20 protein-coding genes and 3 pseudogenes are annotated in these 20246 nt (G+C 60.0%); 11 read left to right on the plus strand and 12 right to left on the minus strand.

Features of this window, described 5'->3' with window-relative positions:
• Positions 1–76 precede the first annotated feature (76 nt).
• The 5 genes and pseudogenes from BSF44_RS18230 to BSF44_RS18250 all read left to right on the plus strand — a co-directional run bounded on the left by BSF44_RS18230 (position 77) and on the right by BSF44_RS18250 (position 3258).
• Positions 77–658: an amino acid synthesis family protein gene (locus BSF44_RS18230; protein ID WP_095944685.1), complete on the plus strand. Its 582-nt coding sequence runs from the start codon at positions 77–79 to the stop codon at positions 656–658.
• 71 nt (positions 659–729) lie between these two features.
• Entirely contained in the window at positions 730–1845 is a 1116-nt protein-coding gene (locus tag BSF44_RS18235; RefSeq protein WP_095944686.1) for an alcohol dehydrogenase catalytic domain-containing protein, read from the plus strand.
• 101 nt (positions 1846–1946) lie between these two features.
• Positions 1947–2483, plus strand: a complete 537-nt coding sequence (locus BSF44_RS18240) for a cupin domain-containing protein (protein ID WP_095944687.1) — start codon at positions 1947–1949, stop codon at positions 2481–2483.
• A 14-nt stretch (positions 2484–2497) separates the two neighbouring features.
• A pseudogene (locus BSF44_RS18245) lies at positions 2498–2653 on the plus strand (hypothetical protein); the annotation flags it as partial.
• Entirely contained in the window at positions 2644–3258 is a 615-nt protein-coding gene (locus BSF44_RS18250; RefSeq protein WP_095944689.1) for an NADPH-dependent FMN reductase, read from the plus strand. The pseudogene BSF44_RS18245 and the gene BSF44_RS18250, both read left to right, overlap by 10 nt.
• 231 nt (positions 3259–3489) lie before the next feature.
• On the opposite strand, the pseudogene BSF44_RS18255 reads toward BSF44_RS18250, so the two are convergent.
• Positions 3490–3698: pseudogene (locus tag BSF44_RS18255) on the minus strand (transposase domain-containing protein); the annotation flags it as partial.
• A 1596-nt stretch (positions 3699–5294) separates the two neighbouring features.
• Here BSF44_RS18255 and BSF44_RS30760 point away from each other — a divergent pair.
• Positions 5295–5459: pseudogene (locus BSF44_RS30760) on the plus strand (arginine-ornithine antiporter); the annotation flags it as partial.
• A 72-nt stretch (positions 5460–5531) separates the two neighbouring features.
• Here BSF44_RS30760 and BSF44_RS18265 read toward each other — a convergent pair.
• From BSF44_RS18265 to BSF44_RS18275, 3 genes are all read right to left on the minus strand, one after another.
• On the minus strand, positions 5532–6197 hold the full coding sequence (locus tag BSF44_RS18265) for a metalloregulator ArsR/SmtB family transcription factor (protein WP_095944690.1): 666 nt from the start codon (positions 6195–6197) through the stop codon (positions 5532–5534).
• Positions 6198–6216: 19 nt separating this feature from the next.
• Complete coding sequence (locus tag BSF44_RS18270) at positions 6217–6849, minus strand: hypothetical protein (RefSeq protein WP_095944709.1); 633 nt, start codon at positions 6847–6849, stop codon at positions 6217–6219.
• A 337-nt stretch (positions 6850–7186) separates the two neighbouring features.
• A complete protein-coding gene (locus tag BSF44_RS18275; RefSeq protein WP_095944691.1) occupies positions 7187–7975 on the minus strand; it encodes an alpha/beta hydrolase in 789 nt (262 codons plus the stop codon).
• A 129-nt stretch (positions 7976–8104) separates the two neighbouring features.
• Between BSF44_RS18275 and BSF44_RS18280 the strand changes: the two genes are divergently transcribed.
• Together BSF44_RS18280 and BSF44_RS18285 are read left to right on the plus strand one after the other, a co-directional pair.
• The gene (locus BSF44_RS18280) at positions 8105–9049 is read left to right on the plus strand and encodes an aldo/keto reductase (protein ID WP_172435367.1); all 945 of its coding nucleotides are present in this window, start codon (positions 8105–8107) and stop codon (positions 9047–9049) included.
• Positions 9050–9172: 123 nt separating this feature from the next.
• Positions 9173–9826 carry a peroxiredoxin gene (locus tag BSF44_RS18285; RefSeq protein ID WP_095944693.1) on the plus strand — a complete coding sequence of 218 codons (654 nt, stop codon included), beginning with the start codon at positions 9173–9175 and terminating at the stop codon, positions 9824–9826.
• 143 nt (positions 9827–9969) lie between these two features.
• Here BSF44_RS18285 and yghX read toward each other — a convergent pair whose 3' ends face one another.
• The 6 genes from yghX to BSF44_RS18320 all read right to left on the minus strand — a co-directional run bounded on the left by yghX (position 9970) and on the right by BSF44_RS18320 (position 17257).
• On the minus strand, positions 9970–10857 hold the full coding sequence (yghX, locus tag BSF44_RS18290) for a YghX family hydrolase (RefSeq protein ID WP_095944694.1): 888 nt from the start codon (positions 10855–10857) through the stop codon (positions 9970–9972).
• Positions 10858–11041: 184 nt separating this feature from the next.
• Positions 11042–11443, minus strand: a complete 402-nt coding sequence (locus tag BSF44_RS18295) for a heme-binding protein (RefSeq protein WP_095944695.1) — start codon at positions 11441–11443, stop codon at positions 11042–11044.
• Positions 11444–11462: 19 nt separating this feature from the next.
• A complete protein-coding gene (gene glcF / locus BSF44_RS18300; protein ID WP_095944696.1) occupies positions 11463–12680 on the minus strand; it encodes a glycolate oxidase subunit GlcF in 1218 nt (405 codons plus the stop codon).
• 3 nt (positions 12681–12683) lie between these two features.
• Positions 12684–13748, minus strand: coding sequence for a glycolate oxidase subunit GlcE (gene glcE / locus BSF44_RS18305; protein ID WP_095944697.1), 1065 nt, complete (start codon positions 13746–13748; stop codon positions 12684–12686).
• Positions 13748–15247, minus strand: a complete 1500-nt coding sequence (gene glcD / locus BSF44_RS18310) for a glycolate oxidase subunit GlcD (RefSeq protein ID WP_095944698.1) — start codon at positions 15245–15247, stop codon at positions 13748–13750. The genes glcE and glcD overlap by 1 nt, the downstream gene beginning before the upstream one ends.
• 246 nt (positions 15248–15493) lie before the next feature.
• Positions 15494–17257, minus strand: coding sequence for an L-lactate permease (locus tag BSF44_RS18320; RefSeq protein WP_095944700.1), 1764 nt, complete (start codon positions 17255–17257; stop codon positions 15494–15496).
• 181 nt (positions 17258–17438) lie between these two features.
• Here BSF44_RS18320 and BSF44_RS18325 point away from each other — a divergent pair, with 181 nt between their 5' ends.
• On the plus strand, positions 17439–17675 hold the full coding sequence (locus tag BSF44_RS18325) for a hypothetical protein (protein ID WP_095944710.1): 237 nt from the start codon (positions 17439–17441) through the stop codon (positions 17673–17675).
• 23 nt (positions 17676–17698) lie between these two features.
• On the opposite strand, the gene BSF44_RS18330 is transcribed toward BSF44_RS18325, so the two are convergent.
• Positions 17699–17959, minus strand: a complete 261-nt coding sequence (locus BSF44_RS18330; protein WP_095944701.1) for a hypothetical protein — start codon at positions 17957–17959, stop codon at positions 17699–17701.
• Between the two features lie 383 nt (positions 17960–18342).
• Between BSF44_RS18330 and BSF44_RS18335 the strand changes: the two genes are divergently transcribed.
• Both BSF44_RS18335 and BSF44_RS18340 read left to right on the plus strand, forming a co-directional pair.
• Positions 18343–19407 carry a hypothetical protein gene (locus BSF44_RS18335; protein ID WP_095944702.1) on the plus strand — a complete coding sequence of 355 codons (1065 nt, stop codon included), beginning with the start codon at positions 18343–18345 and terminating at the stop codon, positions 19405–19407.
• Between the two features lie 17 nt (positions 19408–19424).
• Positions 19425–19778, plus strand: a complete 354-nt coding sequence (locus BSF44_RS18340; RefSeq protein WP_095944703.1) for a DUF1428 domain-containing protein — start codon at positions 19425–19427, stop codon at positions 19776–19778.
• A gap of 14 nt (positions 19779–19792) precedes the next feature.
• On the opposite strand, the gene BSF44_RS18345 is transcribed toward BSF44_RS18340, so the two are convergent.
• Positions 19793–19987, minus strand: coding sequence for a hypothetical protein (locus tag BSF44_RS18345; RefSeq protein WP_056727280.1), 195 nt, complete (start codon positions 19985–19987; stop codon positions 19793–19795).
• Positions 19988–20246: the final 259 nt, after the last annotated feature.

Raw genomic sequence — 20246 nt, forward strand, 5'->3', positions numbered from 1 at the left:
GATACTCTATAAAATGCATACTAGGGAAGCCCGCTGGAAAAAACTCTTAGCGAGCGGGTCTAGCAGGAGAGCAAGCATGTCACTGGTGAAAATCCGCAAATTCAAACTTGATGTTGAGCAGGTGTTTCACGAAGGCGGCCCGGCAGCGGCAACCCCGCTGACAATCGCAGTTGCGACGGCGATTGTGGAAAACCCCTATGCAGGCAAATACGTCGAGAGTTTGCTGCCCTTTATGGAGGAGTTGCGAGCCTTGGGCGCCGATTTATCCAACCGGTTGATCATCGCGCTAGGTGGGGTCGATAAAGTGCAGGCCTATGGCAAAGGGGCGATCGTTGGCGAGGATGGTGAACTGGAACACGGTGCTGTCTGGCACGAAGCAGGCGGCTGGGCAATGCGCGAAGTCCTCGGTAATCCGAAGGCGATTGTTCCGGCGGCGAAGACCATCGGTGGCCCTGGTTGCCGGGTGATGATCCCGCTCGGGCACATCCAGGCGGCCTATGTTCGCAGCCACTTCGGTGTGGCTGAAATGACCGTTTGGGACGGCCCTCGTCGCGGCGAAATCGCTTTTGGTGTGGCCATGGCCACCGGTGGCCGGATTCATGCGCGACTGGGCGGTCTGGCTGCCGCCGACGTGAAGGGCGAAGACGGACTGCGTTAGTGCCGAAAATTTGAAGCGTGCTTCACGGGTTGCGTACCACTACAAAAACAATATGTGTGTTGGAGAACATCATGACTACCAAAACTATGCGCGCCGCACGTCTGTATGAAGGCGGTAAACCCATGGTTATCGAACAAGTGCCCATCCCCGGGATTCGCCCTACCGAGGTGCTGGTAAAGATCAAGGCGTGCGGGATCGTCCCGAATCTGCACAACATCCTCACCAACTGGGTCAAATGGTTCCCGCAGAATCCGCTGCCTATGCTGCCTGCGATTTTTGGACTTGATCCATCCGGTGTCATCGAAGCCGTCGGCGCCCAGGTCTATGACTTCAAGGTCGGCGACCGGGTGTACGTCAATCCGGGAAGACACTGCGGTTCATGCCGGGCATGCCGCGCGGGTAACACCATTGCGTGCACCGCCTATACGTTCAACGGCTATTTCGGGTTCACACCTAAAAGCCCGCGCATGTTCGAAGACTACCCCTACGGTGGTCTTTGCGAGTACATTCCTGCCCCGCAATACAGCCTGGTCAAACTGCCAGACAACATCAGCTTCGAAACCTCCGCGCGACTGGGTTATCTGGGCACCGCCTACAAAGCATTGCTCAAGGCCAACGTTAGTCCCGGCAGCACCGTGCTGATCAACGGGATCAGCGGGACACTCGGCCTGGGCGCCGTCGCCCTGGCGTTGGCTATGGGCGTTCGTAAAATCCTCGGCACCGCCAGAAACCAGGATCTGTTCCAGAAAGTGAAAGACCTGGCGGCCCCGGGCCGGATTGAAATTCACACCCTCGGTGCAGTCCCGACTGACCAGTGGGTCAGTGAAGTGACCCATGGCGAAGGTGTCGATGTCGTCATTGATGCCTTGGGCCCGGGGGCACCGCACGAGAGCCTGACTCAGGCCCTTAAATCCCTCCACCGCGGTGGGCACCTGGTCAACGTCGGCGCCATCGCCGGCGAAGTCCCTATCGATCTTCACTGGATCATGGACAACGACATCCAGATCAGCGGATCTGCATGGTTTACCACCGGACAAGGCCAAGCCATGGCGGACATGGTTGAATCCGGGGTGCTTGATCTCTCGTTCTTCGAAAACACCGCCTTCAGTCTGGAAGACGTCAACAGCGCGATCACCGGTATCGAAAACCGCCATGGCGGCTTCAGCAACTACGTCATCTGCCCATGAAATAAGCCCTGAGTGGTGTGCATACGCCACCGCTCAGGAGACCCAAGCCGTCATAGATGCATGTCTACGGCGGATCGATTCCAGATATTGGAGACTGTCCGATGCAAATACGAAGAATAGTGACGGGGCACGATTTGAGTGGACAGGCCGTGTTCATTACCGATGGCGCGGCCCGCCGTGCCACCGACTTTGTCGACATCCCCGGGCATGGCATGGCCCAACTGTGGGCCACGTCCTGTCCTCCTCGGTTGTCTGAAACACCGGAAGACCTGACACAACTGCAAGGCTCGCTCATTCCCGGAGTCGGGGAGACCTCATTGTTGGCCGTCAGCTTTCCACCCGACAGCGTAATGGCCTCTCCAGTGGATCCGCAGCGAGCCTTCAACGAAATGGCGGTCGCGCTACCTGGTTTGTTCGATTGTTTTGAAGCCGAACATCCAGGCATGCACAAGACACCGACTATCGATTATGGGGTGTTGTTGGAAGGTGAGCTTTGGCTGGAACTCGACAATGGCGAGCAGCGGGTGATCCGTCCGGGCGATGTGGTGATTCAGAACGGTACCCGTCATGCCTGGCGCAACAAGTCTCAGCATTCGGCGAAGGCGATCTTTTTCATGGTTGGGGCAAGCAACCGCTAGTGTCGAAGCCCTCCCATCCTATTGGCGTTTCAGTTCGTCGAATGCTTGTCACGTTGCTTCAAGAAATGCAGCGCCGTAATGCACGAAAATCGTTGGCAACGCTGTGTATTGGTGTTGGCCAAGGCGTTGCAACGCGGCTGAACAATCGAGGAGTCTATAGATGGACGTAACAGTAAAAATTCTTGGTTTGTCGGGCAGTTTGAGAAAAGACTCAGCCCATTGTGCAGTGCTGCGTACGATTGCCGAACAGCTTCCCCCCAGCGTGACGTTGAACCTTCATGAGTTACATGATGTGCCACCCTACAACGAAGACCTTGATGGAGATGCAACACCATCAGCCGTGCTGGCTCTGCGTGAGGCGGTACGAAACGCCGACGCCGTGCTTATTGGTTCGCCGGAGTACAACCATGGAATGTCAGGTGTTCTGAAGAATGCGTTGGATTGGATATCTCGACCCCACGGTAAGTCTACGCTAACTGGAAAACCGGTTCTTACCTTTACGGCATCTCCTGCCTTCACCGGTGGTGTGAGGGCGCATCAGCAATTGAATGAAACCCTAGTGGCTATTCAGGCCGTACAGGTCGTTTACCCACAGATCGTTATCGGTAACGTTGGAAGTAAACTCAAGGATGGGCTCCTTGTCGACAAAGCGGCTATTTCGTTCTTAATGGACGGAGTAATAAGGCTTGTGCAACGGATTTACAATTGGCCTACGCAAGAAACAAGTAGAAATTGTTGTGTCCAGGTTAGTTCTGACTTTAATCCAGCGATCTAATTTTTTGGTCTGCTGCCATGCACCTCTTGAACGGCGAAATTTTTGCTTCGATTGTTTCCGTAATCCGTAGACCAATACAACTGAAGCAATGCGCTAAAGCATGAACCGTCGGGGAAACTGCTGGGATACTCAGTTCACTATGCTCAAAAGCGTCAACCCAATCTGACCCGTGCTGGGATTGGCCAATAGAGTGCCTTTGCGTTGAAATCTTGAGTGTCCTGTCCGGTTTCATTAGACCACTACAAACAGCTCGGCAATCTCACTCGCCCGCTGCATCGGTAGCCGCGCCAATACGTCCTTCAAATACAAGTACGGATCATGTCCGTTGAGCTTGGCCGACTGGATTAGACTCATCAGCGCGGCCGCACGTTGCCGCTGCGCAATGACCCGGTAAAGCGCCAGTTCTTGTGCCCCAGCGCCAGCGGCCTTATCTTCTGCTCGGCGTGACTTTGTCTTTACAACAGCGGCAGAAAACCTTTGCAGACCTTCGAGGCAATGGCCGAAGGTCCTCTATGCCCATCTGCTTCAGCAGCTCGTCTGGCAGCTCGATGATTCCGGCGCCCTTGCTAGTAAGTCTGCGAGGGGAGGCGATGGCCAGCTGTCGCCACAAATCCCACAGCACAGGCAGGCAGTCGAGGCAGCGTCCACACCTCTGCTGGCTCAGGGATGTGAAACTGTTTGGCGTGGTCTTCAGGTCGATGCTGGACCATGGTTCACGTACTTCGACGCCAGCCGGATACCAGCGTCCGTTAGCGAGCGCCTTTTCATTGGTATCTTCGCGTTGCTGGCGGCTCAAGACTCGACAAAACCGTAGTCGGCATATCTCGCAACCCGCGGGGCAGCTCACTCATAAAGGTTGTAGGAAATTAGCTCGGTGTGCGGCCAGTGAATTGGGTAGGGCGTCTATGCTTCCGGTACTCCAGGCACATCCATGTTTAACATCGTCATTGTTGCCGACGTTGCCTCGAAGGTCTGCTAAGGTTTTCTGCCGCTGTTGTAATTATTCTCCTAAGAAAAAGAGCAGCTTGGCGTGTCTTTGCTTGACTTGTAACCATATTTTGGTCGGTTGGATTCAGATTCCATTCCAGAATTTAATGACTCCATTTTATTTTCTAATGGTCGCCGAAGGGTAGGTAGGCAGTAATTTCAATAGGCTGTGTAAACCAAAAGTTTCTAGTGACTACTATGGAAACCTTTAGGTGTATCGAATGCTTTGTGTGCAGTGCCCGGGCCGGCATCTTGCCAAGGTCGCTCAGGTCGTTAGGTGCATGAGCGGTAGCAGTTGCGTGGCCAAGAGTGTTGCCGAGCTGGGGGTACGCTTCGGAGCGGGGTAGTTCAGCGCCGCACCGCGGATACTCCTCTAGCAAAGGTCCGACATCACGACATGAAACATTCCACACACGGCGCCCATGCTGGTTTTTAACGTTGCCGCGAGACAGTTGGCCATAGCTAGCTGATTCCATTTTTAATGAAAAGAATTCCAATCGAAGTGAAAACTCATGCCGGTTCGCGTGCCGGGTAGGGACCATGCCGGCCCTTGCCAAGGGACGCTGCGCATTTGAATCAGTAATATGTCAGTTCTGGTCAATTAGTTCCGGCTAATTTGGGTTCAGTCGCTTGCCGTCTGATCAGAAGCCACTCGTGGAGAGAAAGCGCTTCAGGCAAGAGGTACTGAGGCTTGGAGTGGGGGAGCGCAGTCTGATGAGTTCACCGGATCGACTAAGCCAATCTGGCTGGTTGAGGCCTATGGTATGACATTGAAGTTTTCCGATCACATTTCCGCCGAGCAGTGCGCGGCGAAACTGGAAGAACGCGTAAATACGCCTCATGTTCTTCCACCAGAGATTCAGAAGTACTGAACCGCAGAGCATTTTCGAGTTCTGCGACGCTCTTAGTACTGATTACCATTTGATTGCTGTTCCCAGGTGCTTTCCGTTCCGTTGCACATACCACTTGAAAGGTCATGCAGTGCAAAAGCGACTTTACGGGGTGGTCTGTTTTCTACCTTAGCGATACCCATTCGGTAAGGTGATCTAATGGTCGATTCTGTAGGCAAGTTGGATAAAGATTTCGAGCCCGACATACAAACCCTAGTCACGGCCTCCAGAGACAAACTCAAGGTTGGGTAACTGATCGCTTTGGTGATTGGTTCGATGGTCGGCGGTGGCATTTTCTCACTGCCACAGAACGTCGCCCCAAGCGATGCTCGACTCTGAAGAAGCCTGCCAGCGGGACAACGCCGGAAACTGGCAGCAACGGCTGTCACGCAAACGCTAGGCTGGCTGATCGGTATCGGCTGGAGCAGCGTCAGTCGCGAGGTCCGGGGTTTCACTCGGTCGCAACCTGAAGCGACAGACATGCCCGCCACGCACCATGCACTCGCTGTGCTCGACTTCGCCGCCGCCCAACGCGCCGATCAAGGCCAGGTCGAGTTCGCAGACCACCGGGTGCTCGGCGGCCAGGCGATGGAACACGCAGTTATGCGCGACGATTTCCGGCGTGTCGCCTGAGCGAAAAAACACCTCGGCCTCGTAGCCCGCCTGGTTCATGTGCTGCACGATCCTGGCTTCATCCACGACCTGCTGTTCACGATCAGAAGCCAGTTTGCGGCCCATGCTGCGCATCAGTGAAGTCAGGGCCTCTGGGCCGATGATGCCCGCCACCTCATCGATCAATACGCTGGCCAGTAGCTGATAGTGGCGAGGGAACTGCTCCCGCGCGTGGTCGGTGAGCCGATACAGCTGCTCCGGGCGACGACCCGTCGGCCGGGTGTCGCCGCGCAGCACCAGACCGTCACGCTCCAGCGCCGCCAGGTGTTGGCGGATCGCTGTGCGCGTGACGGCCAGAGTTTCAGCCAACTCGTCAATGCTCATGCCGCCCGCATGGTGCAGCAGCGCATTGAGCAGGTCCTGCTGTGTTCGGCCCAGTCCTTCCAGCATGGGATGCCCTCGCGCGATATCAGAACTTGTCCGGGAATTGCTTGACCAGTGCGCCGGTCAACGCGTCGGCCAGGGCCAGGATGTGTGTACGCATCATTGCCCAGGTGCGGGCTTCGCCAGCGTAATCGTGCGCGGCAAACTCGTCGATCTGGGCGATGTGGTGACCGCCATGGGCTGACAACATATTGACCAGTGTGGCTTCAGGCAGATTGGGGTTGGCGGTGGCCAGAAACGCCGCAATCGCCTTGGCATTGCTGGTCAACTCGGTGACGGCAGCCTGCTTGCCCTTGGCGTCTTTCGCGACGGTGGCATCGCTGTAGTGTTTCACCGCGCCCCAATGACCGGCCAGCAGTTTGAGCAGTTGATCAGCCGCCGGCTGGCCATAGAGCGGGGCAATGCTGTTGGCGATTTTGGTGGCGTTGTCGACCACCAGGTCGGCCGCGACCTTGGCTTGTTTCTGATCGCCGGACTGGTTGGCCAGCGCATAGTCGCGGATCCAGAAAATATGCTCGACCCATAGATCCCGCAGCGCTAGGCGCGTGGTCAGTGCAGGCGAGTCGGCATCCGTGGACGCGGGCGATGGAGCTGCGTGGCTCCAGGCTGGAAGGGCAAGCAAGGCGAGGAGCAGGTAGATTGCGATTTTATTGTTCATCATGGCACCTCCGTGAATCGGACAAATAAAAACAAAGCATCAAATCGCTTAACTGAGCTGATCAGCGATGAGGCAGCGCACACCGAGCTATGAACGACAAGTTCGTCGCTCGAATGAAACTGGTCTGGCGTAATTCAGCTTTTAATGAACCGAATTCAATTTCTAATGAATCTCAACGTTCATGACGGCACCCTCTGAGAATGGGAACGTTCGACAATATCAATATAGGCATAAAAATATGTTTTTATTGGGTGTTGGCAAACTCTCGGATGAACGGCCGCCGACAGAGCCTTAACCGTGGAGGCTCTCAGGCCACAGGTATGTTCTACCTTGCTGGCTACAACCCATCCCTCAGCACCTTTAAGTATTCAGGGCTTTCGCCGATCGAGTTATGCCCCGTCCCCGGTATCACCCGCAGTGACGCCACGCCTTTGGCGAAGTGTGTGTACAAACGTTCAGTACTCGAACGCGCAATCACTTCGTCATGCTCGGCTGCGATCAACAGTGTCGGCACCGTGATGCGGGCGGCGTACTGCCAGGACGGGTATTTGTCCTTCAACAACCAGCGCACCGGAAACCAGCGGAACTGACGGGCAGCGAGCCCTTCGAGGCTGTTGTAGGGCGTGATCAGCACCAGTCGCGCGGCCGGGCGTTCGCTGGCCAGGCGCACGGCCACCCCGGAACCCAGACTGCGACCGACCACCGCCACATGCGGATGGCTGGCATGTACCAGGTCGAACAAGGTGATGGCGTCGCGGGCATTGGCCTCTTCGGAGGGCGAGCCGGAACTGCCGCCATAACCACGGTAATGCAGCAGGTACAGCGCGTAGTCAGGGAACGCTTGGGTGAACTCGGGCAGGTTGCGCGAGACGTCTTCGGCATTGCCGCCAAAATAAATCAGCGCATTGGGACCTTCGTGCGGTCGGATGGAGACCAGTACCTGCGCGTCGGTGACCGGCAGGGTGATTAGCGTCGCGGTGGTCCCGACGGCGCGCGGTTGCGGGTAATAAATCAGCGCCCGCTGGAACACGAACAGCGCCACGCACAGCGCCAGGTACAACGCAGCGATGATGACGATGAGTAACACCAGGGTACGTGACATTCGACTAACGTTAGTGGGCGGCATTGACGGCTCGGGGTTTGAAAGTGGCTGGTGCCGCAAGGCTTTCTGAGTGTAGTCAATCGACCCTTGGCGCGGGTAATCCGGGTTGTCGGCGCAACAGGCCGGCCCCCTGCGACTGGTGAGAAGCGTTTTATGAGCCATCCTGAGGGTTACACCCGTAGAGAAGTACTCACGCTGGCTGCCGGTGCTTCGGCGGTCTTCACGTTCGGTCCGGTGGGTGCACAACCCGAGCCGTTGACGGGAACAGGAGGCAAGACCATGCAGACCCGCGCCATTCCCTCCAGCAATGAGTCCTTGCCGATCGTAGGGTTGGGCACTTATCGCGGATTCGATGTCGAGCCTTCGCAACCGGCCTACAAAGACTTGCCCGCGGTGCTGGATGCGTTATTCGACAAGGGCGGCAAGCTGATCGACAGCTCGCCGATGTACGGTCGCGCCGAACAGACCATCGGCGAACTGCTGTCGATCCATGAGCCGCGCTCACCGGCGTTCCTGGCCACCAAGGTGTGGACCCGGGGCCGCGAAGAAGGCATCGCGCAAATGGAACAATCCTTCGCCCTGTTGCAGACCGACCGGATCGACCTGATGCAGATCCACAACCTGCTGGACTGGCAGACGCACCTGCCGACCCTGCGCCACTGGAAAGAAGCAGGGCGCATTCGCTACATCGGCATCACCCATTACACGGCGTCGGCCTATGAAGAAGTGGAGGCGGTACTCAAGGCCGAACCCCTGGACTTCTTGCAGATCAACTACGCCCTGGATGATCGCGGCGCAGAGAAACGCCTGCTGCCGTTGTGCCGCGAGCGGGGGGTGGCGGTGATCTGCAACCGGCCGTTTGGCGGTGGCGGCTTGCTGGCCAAATTGAAAGACAAACCGCTGCCAGGCTGGGCGGCGCAAGTCGGGGTCAAGAGCTGGCCGCAACTGGCGCTGAAGTTCCTGCTGTCGCATTCGGCGGTGACCTGCGTGATTCCCGGCACCGGCAACCCGCGCTACATGGCGGAAAACGCCCGCGCCGGATTCGGCCCGATGCTGACCGATGCCCAGCGTCAGCAACTGATTGCGCTGGTGGGTTAGCGACTTGTTCCAAGCGTTGCGGCGAGTCGTCGAACCTCTCCTATACTGTTTCGCGTCCATGCCGCGGGAAGTGCATTCACAGCCTTGGCGGCGTCCCTGTCCATCACTGCAAGGAGATCGAACATGGCTATCCGTATTGGCGACGAAGCACCGGACTTCACCGCCGACACCACCGAAGGCACCCTCAATTTTCACCAATGGGTCGGCGATGGCTGGGCCATTCTGTTTTCCCACCCCAAGGATTTCACCCCGGTGTGCACCACCGAACTGGGTTACCTGGCCAAACTCAAGCCTGAATTCGACAAGCGCAACACCAAGGTCCTGGGCCTCAGCGTCGACCCGGTCAGTGACCACAATCGTTGGGTAGGCGACATCGCCGAGACCCAGGGCTGCGCGGTCAACTATCCGCTGATCGGCGACGAAAACCTGGTGGTGGCCAAGCTCTACGACATGATCCACCCCAATGCCAGCGGCGGTGCGCGCACGGCGGTGGACAACGCCACGGTGCGTTCGGTGTTCATCGTCGGCCCGGACAAAAAGGTCAAGGCCATGCTGATCTACCCAATGAGCGCCGGGCGCAATTTCGATGAAGTGCTGCGTCTGCTCGATTCCCTGCAACTCAACGCCAAACATACCGTCGCCACGCCGGTGAACTGGCGGCCGGGTGAAGACGTGATCATCCCGACGTCGGTGTCTGACGAAGACGCGAAGAAGAAATACCCGGATGGCTTCAAGACCCTGAAGCCGTATCTGCGGACCGTGGCTCAGCCGAAGTAGTCACCAGTAGATATACCGCTTTCGCGAGCAGGCTCGCTCCCACATTGGATCTTTGTCGTACACATTTCTTGTGTTCGCTGGAGATCCCTGTGGGAGCGAGCCTGCTCGCGAAGAGGCCAGCCCTGCTGCCCGATAATTTCAGATCAAACCAGATACTTTTTAAACCACCCCAACGTCCGCTCCCACGCCAGCTTCGCCGCCGCCTCGTCATAACGCGGCGTCGAATCATTGTGGAAACCATGATTGCAGCCCGGATAGATATAGGCCTCATAGGTCTTGCCCCCGGCCTTCAACGCTTTCTCATAGGCGGGCCAGCCTTCGTTGATCCGCGTGTCCAGTTCGCCGTAGTGCAGCATCACCGGGGCCTTGATCCGGGGTACTTCCTCGGCCGTCGGCTGACGGCCATAAAACGACACGGCGGCCCCCAGTTCCGGATAGGCCACGGCGGCGGCGTTGGTCACGCCACCGCCGTAGCAGAACCCGGTGATGCCGACTTTTCCAGTGGCGGCGGGGTGTTTCATCATCCACTCGACGGCGGCGAAAAAGTCGTTCATCAGCTTTTCCGGGTCGACCTTCGCCTGAAGTTCGCGGCCCTTGTCGTCATTGCCGGGATAACCGCCGACCGAACTCAGGCCGTCCGGGGCCAGGGCGATGAAACCGGCCTTGGCCACACGCCGCGCGACGTCTTCGATGTAGGGGTTGAGCCCGCGGTTTTCGTGCACGACCACCACCGCCGGCACCTTGCCGCTGGCTTTGGCCGGACGCACCAGATAACCGCGAACCTGGCCGTGGCCCTTGGGCGAGGGGTAGGTGATGTACTCGGCAAGAATGTCCGGATCGGTGAACTCGACTTGCTCGGCCAGCGCATAGTTTGGGCTTAGCGCGGCGAGCAGGGCGCCGGCGGTCAACCCGCCGAAGGTAAACAGCGCCGCACGGTCGAGAAACTCCCGGCGGTTGATCTTGCCGTGGGCGTAGTAGTCGTACAGTTCCAGCAGTTCGGGGGCAAAGTCTTTGGCAGTTAGACGGGTCATTGCTGCAACTCCTCTCGGCTGGTTTAACACGGATCAATCTTGTTGGCGAAACGCCGTCCCTGTGGGAGCGAGCCTGCTCGCGATAGCGGAGTGTCATTCAGCATGGATGTCGACTGATCTGCCGCCATCGCGAGCAGGCTCGCTCCCACAGGGCTCTATGGTGGATGTTTGATGTGCATTCTGTTCATTTCAGGCTCTGCGCCCCGGCCTTGGCCACTTGCGCATCCTGCTCAGGCTTGACGCCAGAGACACCGATAGCACCAATCACCTGGCCATCGAAGACAATCGGTACACCACCCTCAAGCGAAGTCAGCAAGGGTGCTGAAAGGAAAGCGTAGCGCCCGGCGTTGACCATGTCTTCATAGCTTTTCGATTCGCGTCGCCCGAGGGCGCAGGTGCGTGCCTTTTCGGTGGCGATATACGCGCTGGCGGGCGCACAGCCGTCGAGGCGTTCCAGGGCCAGCGGGTGGCCGCCGTCATCGACGATCACGATGGTCACGGCCCATTGATTGGCCTGTGCTTCGGCGCGGGCGGCGGCGAGGATGTGGCCGATTTCGTTCAGACTCAGAACGGCTTTGCTGTTCATGGGCATCTCCAGGGTTCGGTTAGGGCAGGGCGGCTTCGACCAGTTCGATCCAGTGCCGCACCGGGGTTCGCCCCGCGCCGTCAAGGTGCGACTGGCAGCCGATGTTGGCCGTGACAATGACCTCGGGATGGCCGCTTTCCAGGGCGTTGAGCTTGTTGTCGCGCAGTTGTCGCGACAGTTCGGGCTGGGTCAGCGAATAGGTGCCCGCCGAACCGCAGCACAGGTGTCCGTCGGGGACGCAGGTCAGGTTGAAGCCGAGTCCGGTCAGCAGCGCTTCCACGGCACCGCCAAGTTTCTGCCCGTGCTGCAGGGTGCAGGGGCAATGAAAGGCCAGGCGTTGCGAGGCGTGGATGCCGAGCTTTTCCAGCGGTTCGTCGCGCAACACCTCCACCAGGTCCCGGGCCAGCTCGCTGACCTTTTTCGCCTTGTCGGCATAGGCCGGGTCGCTGGCGAGCAGGTGGCCGTAATCCTTGATGAAGGCGCCGCAACCGCTGGCCGTTTGCACAATCGCCTCGGCGCCTTTTTCGATGCCCGGCCACCACGCGTCGATGTTGCGCCGGGCACGGTCGAGGCCAACGGCCTGGGCGTCCAGGTGGTAGTCCACGGCGCCGCAGCAACCGGCTTCGCGGCTCGCGATGACGCTGATCCCCAACCGGTCCAGCACCCGCGCCGCCGCGGCATTGGTGTTGGGCGACAGACTGGGCTGCACGCAACCTTCGAGCATCAGCACCTGACGCTCACGCAGGGTCATGGGACGCGGCTTGGCCGGGTAGACATTGCGCGGCAACTTGCTTTGCAGGGTGCCGGGCAGCAGTGCGCGGAACACCTGGCCGCCATTGACCAGGCTCTTGAACAGCTCTGGATGGGGCACGGTCTGGCGCAACCCTTCGCGCAACAGGCGCTGGCCGAGGGGGCGTGGCACCGTCGCATCGACCACCGCGCGCCCGATGTCCAGCAGGTTGTGGTAATCGACGCCCGAGGGGCAGGTGGTTTCGCAGTTGCGGCACGACAGGCAGCGGTCCAGGTGCTGTTGCGTCTTTTGCGTGACGTCGTTGCCTTCCAGCACCTGCTTGATCAGGTAGATTCGGCCCCGTGGGCCGTCCAGTTCATCGCCGAGCAATTGATAGGTCGGGCAAGTGGCATTGCAGAACCCGCAGTGCACGCAGGTGCGCAGGATGCTTTCGGCTTCCGCGGCGCGGGGCAGATGGCTGGCGCTTTCACTCAGGGTCGTCTGCATGGTTCAAAGCTCCGCGTACAGGCGTCCGGGGTTGAAGATGCCCCGTGGATCGAGTTGTTGTTTCAGGTTGCGGTGATAACGCATCAGCGCTGGGGGTAGCGGATGGAAGGGGTTGTCGGTCAGGCCGTGGCTGAAGCAGGTGACATGGCCGCCGACCTCGTCGACGACCTGGCGTATGTACGCCGCTTCGGCATCGGATTTCAGCCAGCGCTGGGCACCGCCCCAGTCGATCAACTGGCGCCCCGGCAGCGACAGGAGCGGTGTGTTGTGCGGCAGCGACAGGCGCCAAAGCGGCTGGTCTTGATCGAAGAAACTCAAGCGCTGTTCGTTGAGATCGTCCCAGAAAAAAGCCTCCAGCCGTTCGCCCCCAAGGCGCTCATGGGCCGCCGCCACCGAACCTTCACCGCCCTCGAGCCGCAGGTGCAGGCGTGAGCCGTCATGACAGGCCGCGCTGATCGGCAACGGCTGCTGGCCCCATTCCGCCAGGCGCAGCAAGGCCCGTTCGGCGTCCATTTCCAGGCTGATGCTTAAGGCTTGCCGGGGTTTTGGCAGCACTTTGAGGGACACTTCGGTGATCAGTCCCAGGCTGCCGTAACTGCCTGCCATCAGGCGCGACAGGTCGTAGCCGGCGACGTTTTTCATCACCTCGCCACCAAAGCGCAATAGTTTGCCCTGACCGGTGATGACCCGCGTGCCAAGAATGAAGTCCCGCACCGAACCGACCCACGGGCGCCGTGGCCCGGACAGTCCGCAGGCGATCATGCCGCCGACGGTGGCGCCGTCGCCGAAGGACGGTGGCTCGCAGGGCAGCATCTGTTGTGCGGCGTCCAGCACCCGCGCCAGTTGCGACAATGGCGTGCCGCAACGGGCGGTGATCACCAGTTCAGTCGGGTCGTAACTGACAATGCCCCGGTGCGACCGGGTATCGAGAATTTCCCCGGCTGTGGTGCGGCCCAGAAAGGCTTTGCTGTTGGAACCCTGGATGCGCAACGGCGTGGTGTTTTCCAGCGCCCGATTGACCTGCTCCAGCAGTGACTGGCTGTCATCGAAATCTTCAGGGCCGTGCATCAGAAACGCTCCAGCTCAGGGAAGGGCAATTGACCGCCGTGTATGTGCATGGCACCGAATTCGGCGCAGCGGTGCAGGGTCGGAATGTTCTTGCCGGGGTTGAGCAGGCCGCCGGGGTCGAAGGCGGCCTTGACGGCATGGAACAGGGTCAACTCATCGCTGTTGAACTGCGCGCACATCTGGTTGATCTTCTCGCGGCCCACGCCGTGTTCACCGGTGATGCTGCCGCCGACTTTCACGCACAGCTCCAGAATCCTGCCGCCCAAGGCTTCGGCTCGATCGAGTTCACCGGGTTGATTGGCGTCGAACAGGATCAACGGATGCATGTTGCCGTCGCCGGCATGGAACACGTTGGCCACCCGCAGGCCGTATTCGTTAGAGAGCTCGGCGATGGCGTGCAACACACCGGGCAGTTCGCGGCGGGGGATGGTGCCGTCCATGCAGTAGTAGTCCGGGGAAAGGCGGCCCACCGCCGGGAAGGCATTCTTGCGCCCGGCCCAGAAGCGCACGCGCTCGGCTTCGTCTTTGGCCTGGCGCAATTCAGTTGCGCCGGCCTGTTGCAACACCTGGCGCACCCGGGCGCAATCATCAGAGACATCGGCTTCAACACCATCGAGCTCGCACAGCAGAATGGCCTGGGCATCCACCGGATAACCGGCGTGGATGAAGTCCTCGGCGGCGCGGATCGCCAGGTTGTCCATCATTTCCAGGCCACCGGGGATGATGCCGGCGGCAATGATGTCGCCGACCGCGCGCCCGGCTTTTTCCACGGAATCGAACGCCGCCAGCAGCACTTTGGCGGTCTGGGGTTTGGGCAGCAGCTTGACCGTGACCTCGGTGATCACCCCGAGCAGGCCTTCGGAGCCGGTGAACAGCGCCAGCAGGTCGAAACCGGGGGCGTCGAGGGCGTTGGAGCCCAGGCTCAGGTGCTCGCCATCGACGGTGAGGATGTCGACCTTGAGCACGTTGTGCACGGTCAGGCCGTACTTGAGGCAGTGCACGCCACCGGCATTTTCCGCGACGTTGCCGCCGATGGAGCAGGCAATTTGCGAGGACGGATCCGGCGCGTAATACAGGCCAAAGGGCGCCGCCGCCTGGGAGATCGCCAGATTGCGCACGCCGGGCTGAACCCGCGCGGTACGGGCGGCAGGATCGATGTGCAGGATGTTGTTGAAGCGCGCCATCACCAGCAGCACGCCTTTCTCCAGGGGCAGTGCACCACCGGACAAACCGGTGCCGGCGCCACGGGCCACGATGGGGACGCGCAGCTCATGGCAGACCCGCAGCACCCCCTGGACTTCGTCGATGGATCGGGGCAGCACTACCAGCATCGGCGTGGTGCGATAGGCCGACAGCCCGTCGCATTCGTAGGGCTTGAGTTCCTCCCGATGATGCAAGACTTCCAGCTTCGGCAAGCGGGTTTGCAGGGCCTGCAACAGCGCCTGTTTGTCGACGTCGGGCAGGGCGCCGTCAACGCGTTCATCGTAGAGAATGTTCATTGGTTCATGACTCCCGCTGGAGGCCACTGATGTACATCATTGGCCTGAGACGGCCGGCTGTCCATGGGATCTTTGTCTGCTCGACGGACGATTCATTCCATAAACCACCGTCCACCAATGTGGGAGCGAGCTTGCTCGCGATAGCGGTGGCACAGTCGACATCACTGTCGAATGTGACACGGTCATCGCGAACAAGCTCGCTCCCACAATGGATCAGTTTTAAGCAGAATTACGCGTGTATTCGATTCAATGCCCGCCCACCACCATATGGCTGAACGGCGCGACGTAGGCCTGCAGCGTCACCAGGCCGCCGACCAGGATCGCCAGCACAATCGAGTGGAAGAACACGTAGCGCAGGATTTCCCCTTCATGGCCGTACCAGCGGGTGGCGGTGGAGGCGACCACGATCGACTGGGCGTCGACCATCTTGCCCATGACCCCGCCGGAACTGTTGGCGGCGGCCATCAACACCGGGCTGATGCCCAGTTGCTCGGACGTCACCCGTTGCAAGCCGCCGAACAGCACGTTGGACGCGGTGTCCGAGCCGGTCAATGCCACGCCGAGCCAGCCGAGCAGGGTGCCGAACATCGGGTAGAAAATGCCCGTCGCGGCGAAGGCCAGGCCCATGGTCGCGTCCAGTCCCGAGTAGCGCGTGAGGAAGCCCAGCGCGAGCATCGCCGCAATGGTGATCAGCGAGTAACGCACCACCCACAGGGTGCGCAGGTACTGGTGTATCAGTTGCGGGATCGAGTACCCCATCAGCAAACCGCCGACAATCGCCGCCAGCAGAATGCCGCTGCCGGTGGCGGTGAACCAGGTGAACTTGTACACCGCTTCTTCGGTTTTCGGCGCGGCCACCACGGGCGGGACTTTCTCGACCTGCAAGTGCAGGGTGGTGAAGGTCACGACCGGCGCAAACACCGGGTTCGCCTCACGCATCGGCTTGCCCTGGGGATCGAGCTTGGCGGCACTGGTTTGCGGGTCGATGGCGGGGCGGGTGTCGAAGGTGTTCTTGAAGCCCTGGGTGCCCCAGATGAACACGAAGACCGTGAGGATCAGCCACGGCATCCACGCCCGCATCACGGCCGGTTTTGCCTCGTTGGCAAAGGTTGCAGTGGGTACAGGTTTTTCGTCGTGCTCGGCGTCGATCTTCGAGTCGTCGACACGGCCGGACAGCGCAGCGGAAGTGTGCACGGTGGCGGGTTTCCACACCTTGAGGAAGCCGGTCAGGCAGGCCATGGAAATCAGCGCGGCGATCACGTCCACCAGCATTGGCCCGTGGTAGTTGGACACCAGGAACTGCGGCACGGCAAAACTGACCCCGGCCACCAGGATCGCCGGCCAGATTTCCACCATCTTGCGCCAGCCGGCAAAAGCCCAGATCAGCCAGAACGGCACCAACACCGAGAAGAAGGGCAACTGCCGGCCGACCATCATCGACAGTTCCATTTCATCCAGCCCGGTGACCTTGGCCAGGGTGATGATCGGCGTACCGAGGGCGCCGAACGCCACGGGGGCGGTGTTGGCGATCAGCGCCAGCCCCGAGGCGGCGAGTGGCGAGAAGCCCAGCCCGATCAGGATCGCTCCGGTCACCGCCACCGGCGTACCGAAACCGGCGGCGCCTTCGAAAAACGCGCCGAAGCAGAAGGCGATCAGCAGCAATTGCAGGCGTCGGTCATCGGTGATGCGCGCCAGGGAGTCTTGCAACACCTTGAACGAGCCGTTCTCGGTGGTCAGGCGGTGCAGGAAGATGATGTTCAACACGATCCAGCCAATTGGCAGCAGGCCGTTGGCCGCACCGAACAACGCCGCCGAACCTGCCATGCCCGCCGGCATGCCGAAGGCGAAGATCGAGATCAGCAAGGCCGAGGCCAGGGCGAGCAACGCCGCCAGGTGCGCCTTGACATGAAAAAACGCGAGGGACGCCAGCATCACCACCACCGGCACAGCCGCCATGAGCGTTGAAAGCACCGGGTTACCGAACGGATCGTAGACTTGCTGCCAGACCATGTTCCACCTCTGCTTTTTATTGTTGAACGTGCAGATCCCCCTGGGGGGAGGTGGTTTTCAGTATAGGTGGCATTGCGCCGCTGTCAGGGCAGGCCCTCCGGTCCAGCGGGTCGGCGCAGTTCCGGGGGCTGAGCTAGCATGGCCAGTAGGGTTTGAATTCAGTCAGGGGAGCAATGCAGTCATGACCGAGCGCCATGTGGAGCACAAGGAAACGCTATCGAACGGATGCAGCATCAAGGTCAAGGCCGAGATATTGAAGGACGGTTCGTTGAGCATGTTCATCGGTGTCTATCGGCCGGACGGCACGGCCATCAATGAAAACCACGACCCACGGCCGCACATGCTGGACATGGAAGCAGCGATGGATTGGGGGATCGATATTGCCAAGGGGATCGGTAATAGCCAGCGATCGTTGTGAGCCCGGACGACCGGCGGTCGCTGTCAGAACCCGAACGAACGGGCCGAGCCTTTTGCCAATTCGACATCCAGCAGATGCTCGACCAGCACATCATTCAAAAAGCGGAACTGATCATTGAGCCCGACCACTTCGTTGCTGAAGTGATGATCGGCTGCCGGCATCAGCAACGCCTCGAACTTCTCGTCGAAGAGCAGAGTCAACTCTTTACATGACTCGAATTCCTGAGCGTAGAAATTGTTGCCGAACACCGGGAAACGTACGGCGAGGGTGACCGTGTGAATCATGACGTTTGCTCCTCGCTCAGGACGTACCAGGCAAACACACTCAATGTGAACGCCGTCAGGGTCAGGCAGGTCAGCAGATGGATCAGCATGAGGTTTCCCTCCGATTCGGGGTTTCGAGTTGGCTTGGGATCGATCCTACGCTGACGGCGTTAAAGCGGAAGGCAATCGCGGCGATGGTGAATATCGACGCCAGTGATGGTGGTTTTTGCGCTGTTGATGCGGGCCCCATCGCGAGCAAGCTCGCTCCCACCCTGATTGGCGGTGAACCTGTGGGAGCGAGCCTGCTCGCGAAGGCGGCCTCACGGACACCGCCACCTATACTTAAACCGAGGGTTTTGGGTGTCGGGCATTCTGCCCGGTGCACACTGCAGGAAGTCGCGATCTTGAGCCTGCGTTCACTGATCATTGCCGTACTGGTGGTGTTGGCAGGGTGCGCCACACCGCCGCGTGCGCCGGTGGAAGTGGCGCCGGTCATCGTTTCAGCGAGCACCTGGCAACAAGTGGACCGGGAAATCGTCGCCGCGTCGCAGTCGGCCACCGAGCAGACCCGAATCTACTCCCGCGGTGCGATGGATTACTGGCGCACCCGGGTCTATGAATTGACCGAACAGAATTTCATTCCGTGGTTCAGCAGTTACTGGACCCAGGAATGGCTGTCGATGAAGGTCAGTTGGTACACCCTCAGCGCTAAGGGCGAGCAGGACGCATCGGAAAAACGTCTGGCGGCCTACCTGCTCGAAGCCTATCAGGAGAAGGTGCTGGCCCCCGTGGCACAGGAAGTCGATCCCGATTCGATTCTCGGCCTGTCAGTGGCGTTCTACGTTGACATCCTCAAGGAGGAACTGCAGAAGATATCCACCCGCCACGGCGTGCCGATGGCCCAGCTCAATGGGCGTATCCAGAAAATCCCGGCCATCGCCCTCGGACCGCCGCCGACGCGGAACGCCTCGTTGTACCAGATCGTGCGCACCGAACCGCTGAACACTCTGCCGGCCTACGCCGCGCTGATCGATAAAGTCCACAAGGCCGGTGGCGACAGGGGCGTGGGTTCGACCGACACCGCGATGGCGCCGGTGGCCAGGCGCGCCAGCCGGCGGATGGAAGCCGAGATGGCCCCGCGCGGGGCCGCCAGCGCCGTGGCCGCGGCAGCCGGGAAACTCGCCGGTGGCTTGATCACGGTAGGGGTGGCGGGCATTCGCGCACTGATTCAGGCCAATGACCGGCCCGACAGCGAGGCGCTGATCCGCAGCAGCCTGGGCAATACCTTCGACAAGGCCTGGCTCAAGCTGGTGCAGAACCCGACCAGCGGCGTCATGGCCGGCACGCTGTACATGGCGGGGCAGATCGAGGGCAGCCTGGCGGACCGCACTGCACCGCCGGTCGGATTGAGCGCCGGGACTGTCGATTTGACGCCATCGCAACCGACTACGCAGCAGAACACCCCATGACCCAAGGAGAAATACTCATGTCTTATGTCGATGGTTTCATCGCTGCCGTACCCACCGCCAACCGTGAGCAATACATCAGGCACGCCAAAATCGCCGCCTTGGTCTTCAAGGAAAACGGTGCCTTGAGCATTGTCGAATGCTGGGGCGAGGATGTCCCGGAAGGCAAGGTCACCTCGTTTCCCATGTCGGTGAAGCTCAAGGAAGGCGAAACCGTTGCCTTTGGCTGGATCATCTGGCCTGACAAGGCCACCCGCAATGCCGGAATGGACAGGATGATGCAGGACCCGCGCATGAAGCCGGACGTCAATCCGATGCCCTTCGATGGCCAGCGCATGGTCTACGGCGGGTTCGAAGTACTCCTCCAGGCCTGACGTCGCACGCGGGATCACTCCGGCGTCGGGGTGATCCTGCAACTCTTGCGCTGGCGGATTTCGTCGTCCGTCGGCCGCTCGCGGATGAACTCGAAGCGCGGCTCGCCTTCGCTGTAGTGCACCAGCCAGCCCCATTCCAGCTTGAGTTCATCCTGGCCGGGCTCGGGCGGCCTGGCCCACCATGGTTCCTTGCTGATGATCTGTCGCATGGCCCCCTCCGGTTTTTCGGGATGGTAGGGGGCGTTCTCAATTAGTTTTCACGCCGCGCCGGGTCTGCTGTTGTGCAGGGCAAGGCGCGAGAAGCGTGGTTTGGTCATTCCAAATAAGCTTCGAGCAACGCAGCCCTGCACAACAGCAGGCCCGGCCCTTCGGGTTGTGCCTTAAAGCGGGCCAGGCTGCGTTGCAGGCCTTGGAAAGGGAACAACCATTCCCAGCGGCCTGCGCCTTGCCTGGCCCGCTTTAAGGCGA

This window comes from Pseudomonas sp. ACN8, from assembly GCF_002303925.1.
Classification (GTDB): domain Bacteria; phylum Pseudomonadota; class Gammaproteobacteria; order Pseudomonadales; family Pseudomonadaceae; genus Aquipseudomonas.

Coding starts and splice junctions, on each gene's coding strand:
- glcF (WP_095944696.1), bottom strand. CDS start 12,680: ATGCAGACGACCCTGAGTGAAAGCGCCAGCCATCTGCCCCGCGCCGCG.
- BSF44_RS18325 (WP_095944710.1), top strand. CDS start 17,439: ATGACCGAGCGCCATGTGGAGCACAAGGAAACGCTATCGAACGGATGC.
- BSF44_RS18340 (WP_095944703.1), top strand. CDS start 19,425: ATGTCTTATGTCGATGGTTTCATCGCTGCCGTACCCACCGCCAACCGT.
- BSF44_RS18235 (WP_095944686.1), top strand. CDS start 730: ATGACTACCAAAACTATGCGCGCCGCACGTCTGTATGAAGGCGGTAAA.
- BSF44_RS18240 (WP_095944687.1), top strand. CDS start 1,947: ATGCAAATACGAAGAATAGTGACGGGGCACGATTTGAGTGGACAGGCC.
- glcD (WP_095944698.1), bottom strand. CDS start 15,247: ATGAACATTCTCTACGATGAACGCGTTGACGGCGCCCTGCCCGACGTC.
- yghX (WP_095944694.1), bottom strand. CDS start 10,857: ATGACCCGTCTAACTGCCAAAGACTTTGCCCCCGAACTGCTGGAACTG.
- BSF44_RS18250 (WP_095944689.1), top strand. CDS start 2,644: ATGGACGTAACAGTAAAAATTCTTGGTTTGTCGGGCAGTTTGAGAAAA.
- BSF44_RS18230 (WP_095944685.1), top strand. CDS start 77: ATGTCACTGGTGAAAATCCGCAAATTCAAACTTGATGTTGAGCAGGTG.
- BSF44_RS18345 (WP_056727280.1), bottom strand. CDS start 19,987: ATGCGACAGATCATCAGCAAGGAACCATGGTGGGCCAGGCCGCCCGAG.
- BSF44_RS18280 (WP_172435367.1), top strand. CDS start 8,105: ATGAGCCATCCTGAGGGTTACACCCGTAGAGAAGTACTCACGCTGGCT.
- BSF44_RS18265 (WP_095944690.1), bottom strand. CDS start 6,197: ATGCTGGAAGGACTGGGCCGAACACAGCAGGACCTGCTCAATGCGCTG.
- BSF44_RS18275 (WP_095944691.1), bottom strand. CDS start 7,975: ATGCCGCCCACTAACGTTAGTCGAATGTCACGTACCCTGGTGTTACTC.
- BSF44_RS18330 (WP_095944701.1), bottom strand. CDS start 17,959: ATGATTCACACGGTCACCCTCGCCGTACGTTTCCCGGTGTTCGGCAAC.
- BSF44_RS18270 (WP_095944709.1), bottom strand. CDS start 6,849: ATGAACAATAAAATCGCAATCTACCTGCTCCTCGCCTTGCTTGCCCTT.
- glcE (WP_095944697.1), bottom strand. CDS start 13,748: ATGCACGGCCCTGAAGATTTCGATGACAGCCAGTCACTGCTGGAGCAG.
- BSF44_RS18285 (WP_095944693.1), top strand. CDS start 9,173: ATGGCTATCCGTATTGGCGACGAAGCACCGGACTTCACCGCCGACACC.
- BSF44_RS18320 (WP_095944700.1), bottom strand. CDS start 17,257: ATGGTCTGGCAGCAAGTCTACGATCCGTTCGGTAACCCGGTGCTTTCA.
- BSF44_RS18295 (WP_095944695.1), bottom strand. CDS start 11,443: ATGAACAGCAAAGCCGTTCTGAGTCTGAACGAAATCGGCCACATCCTC.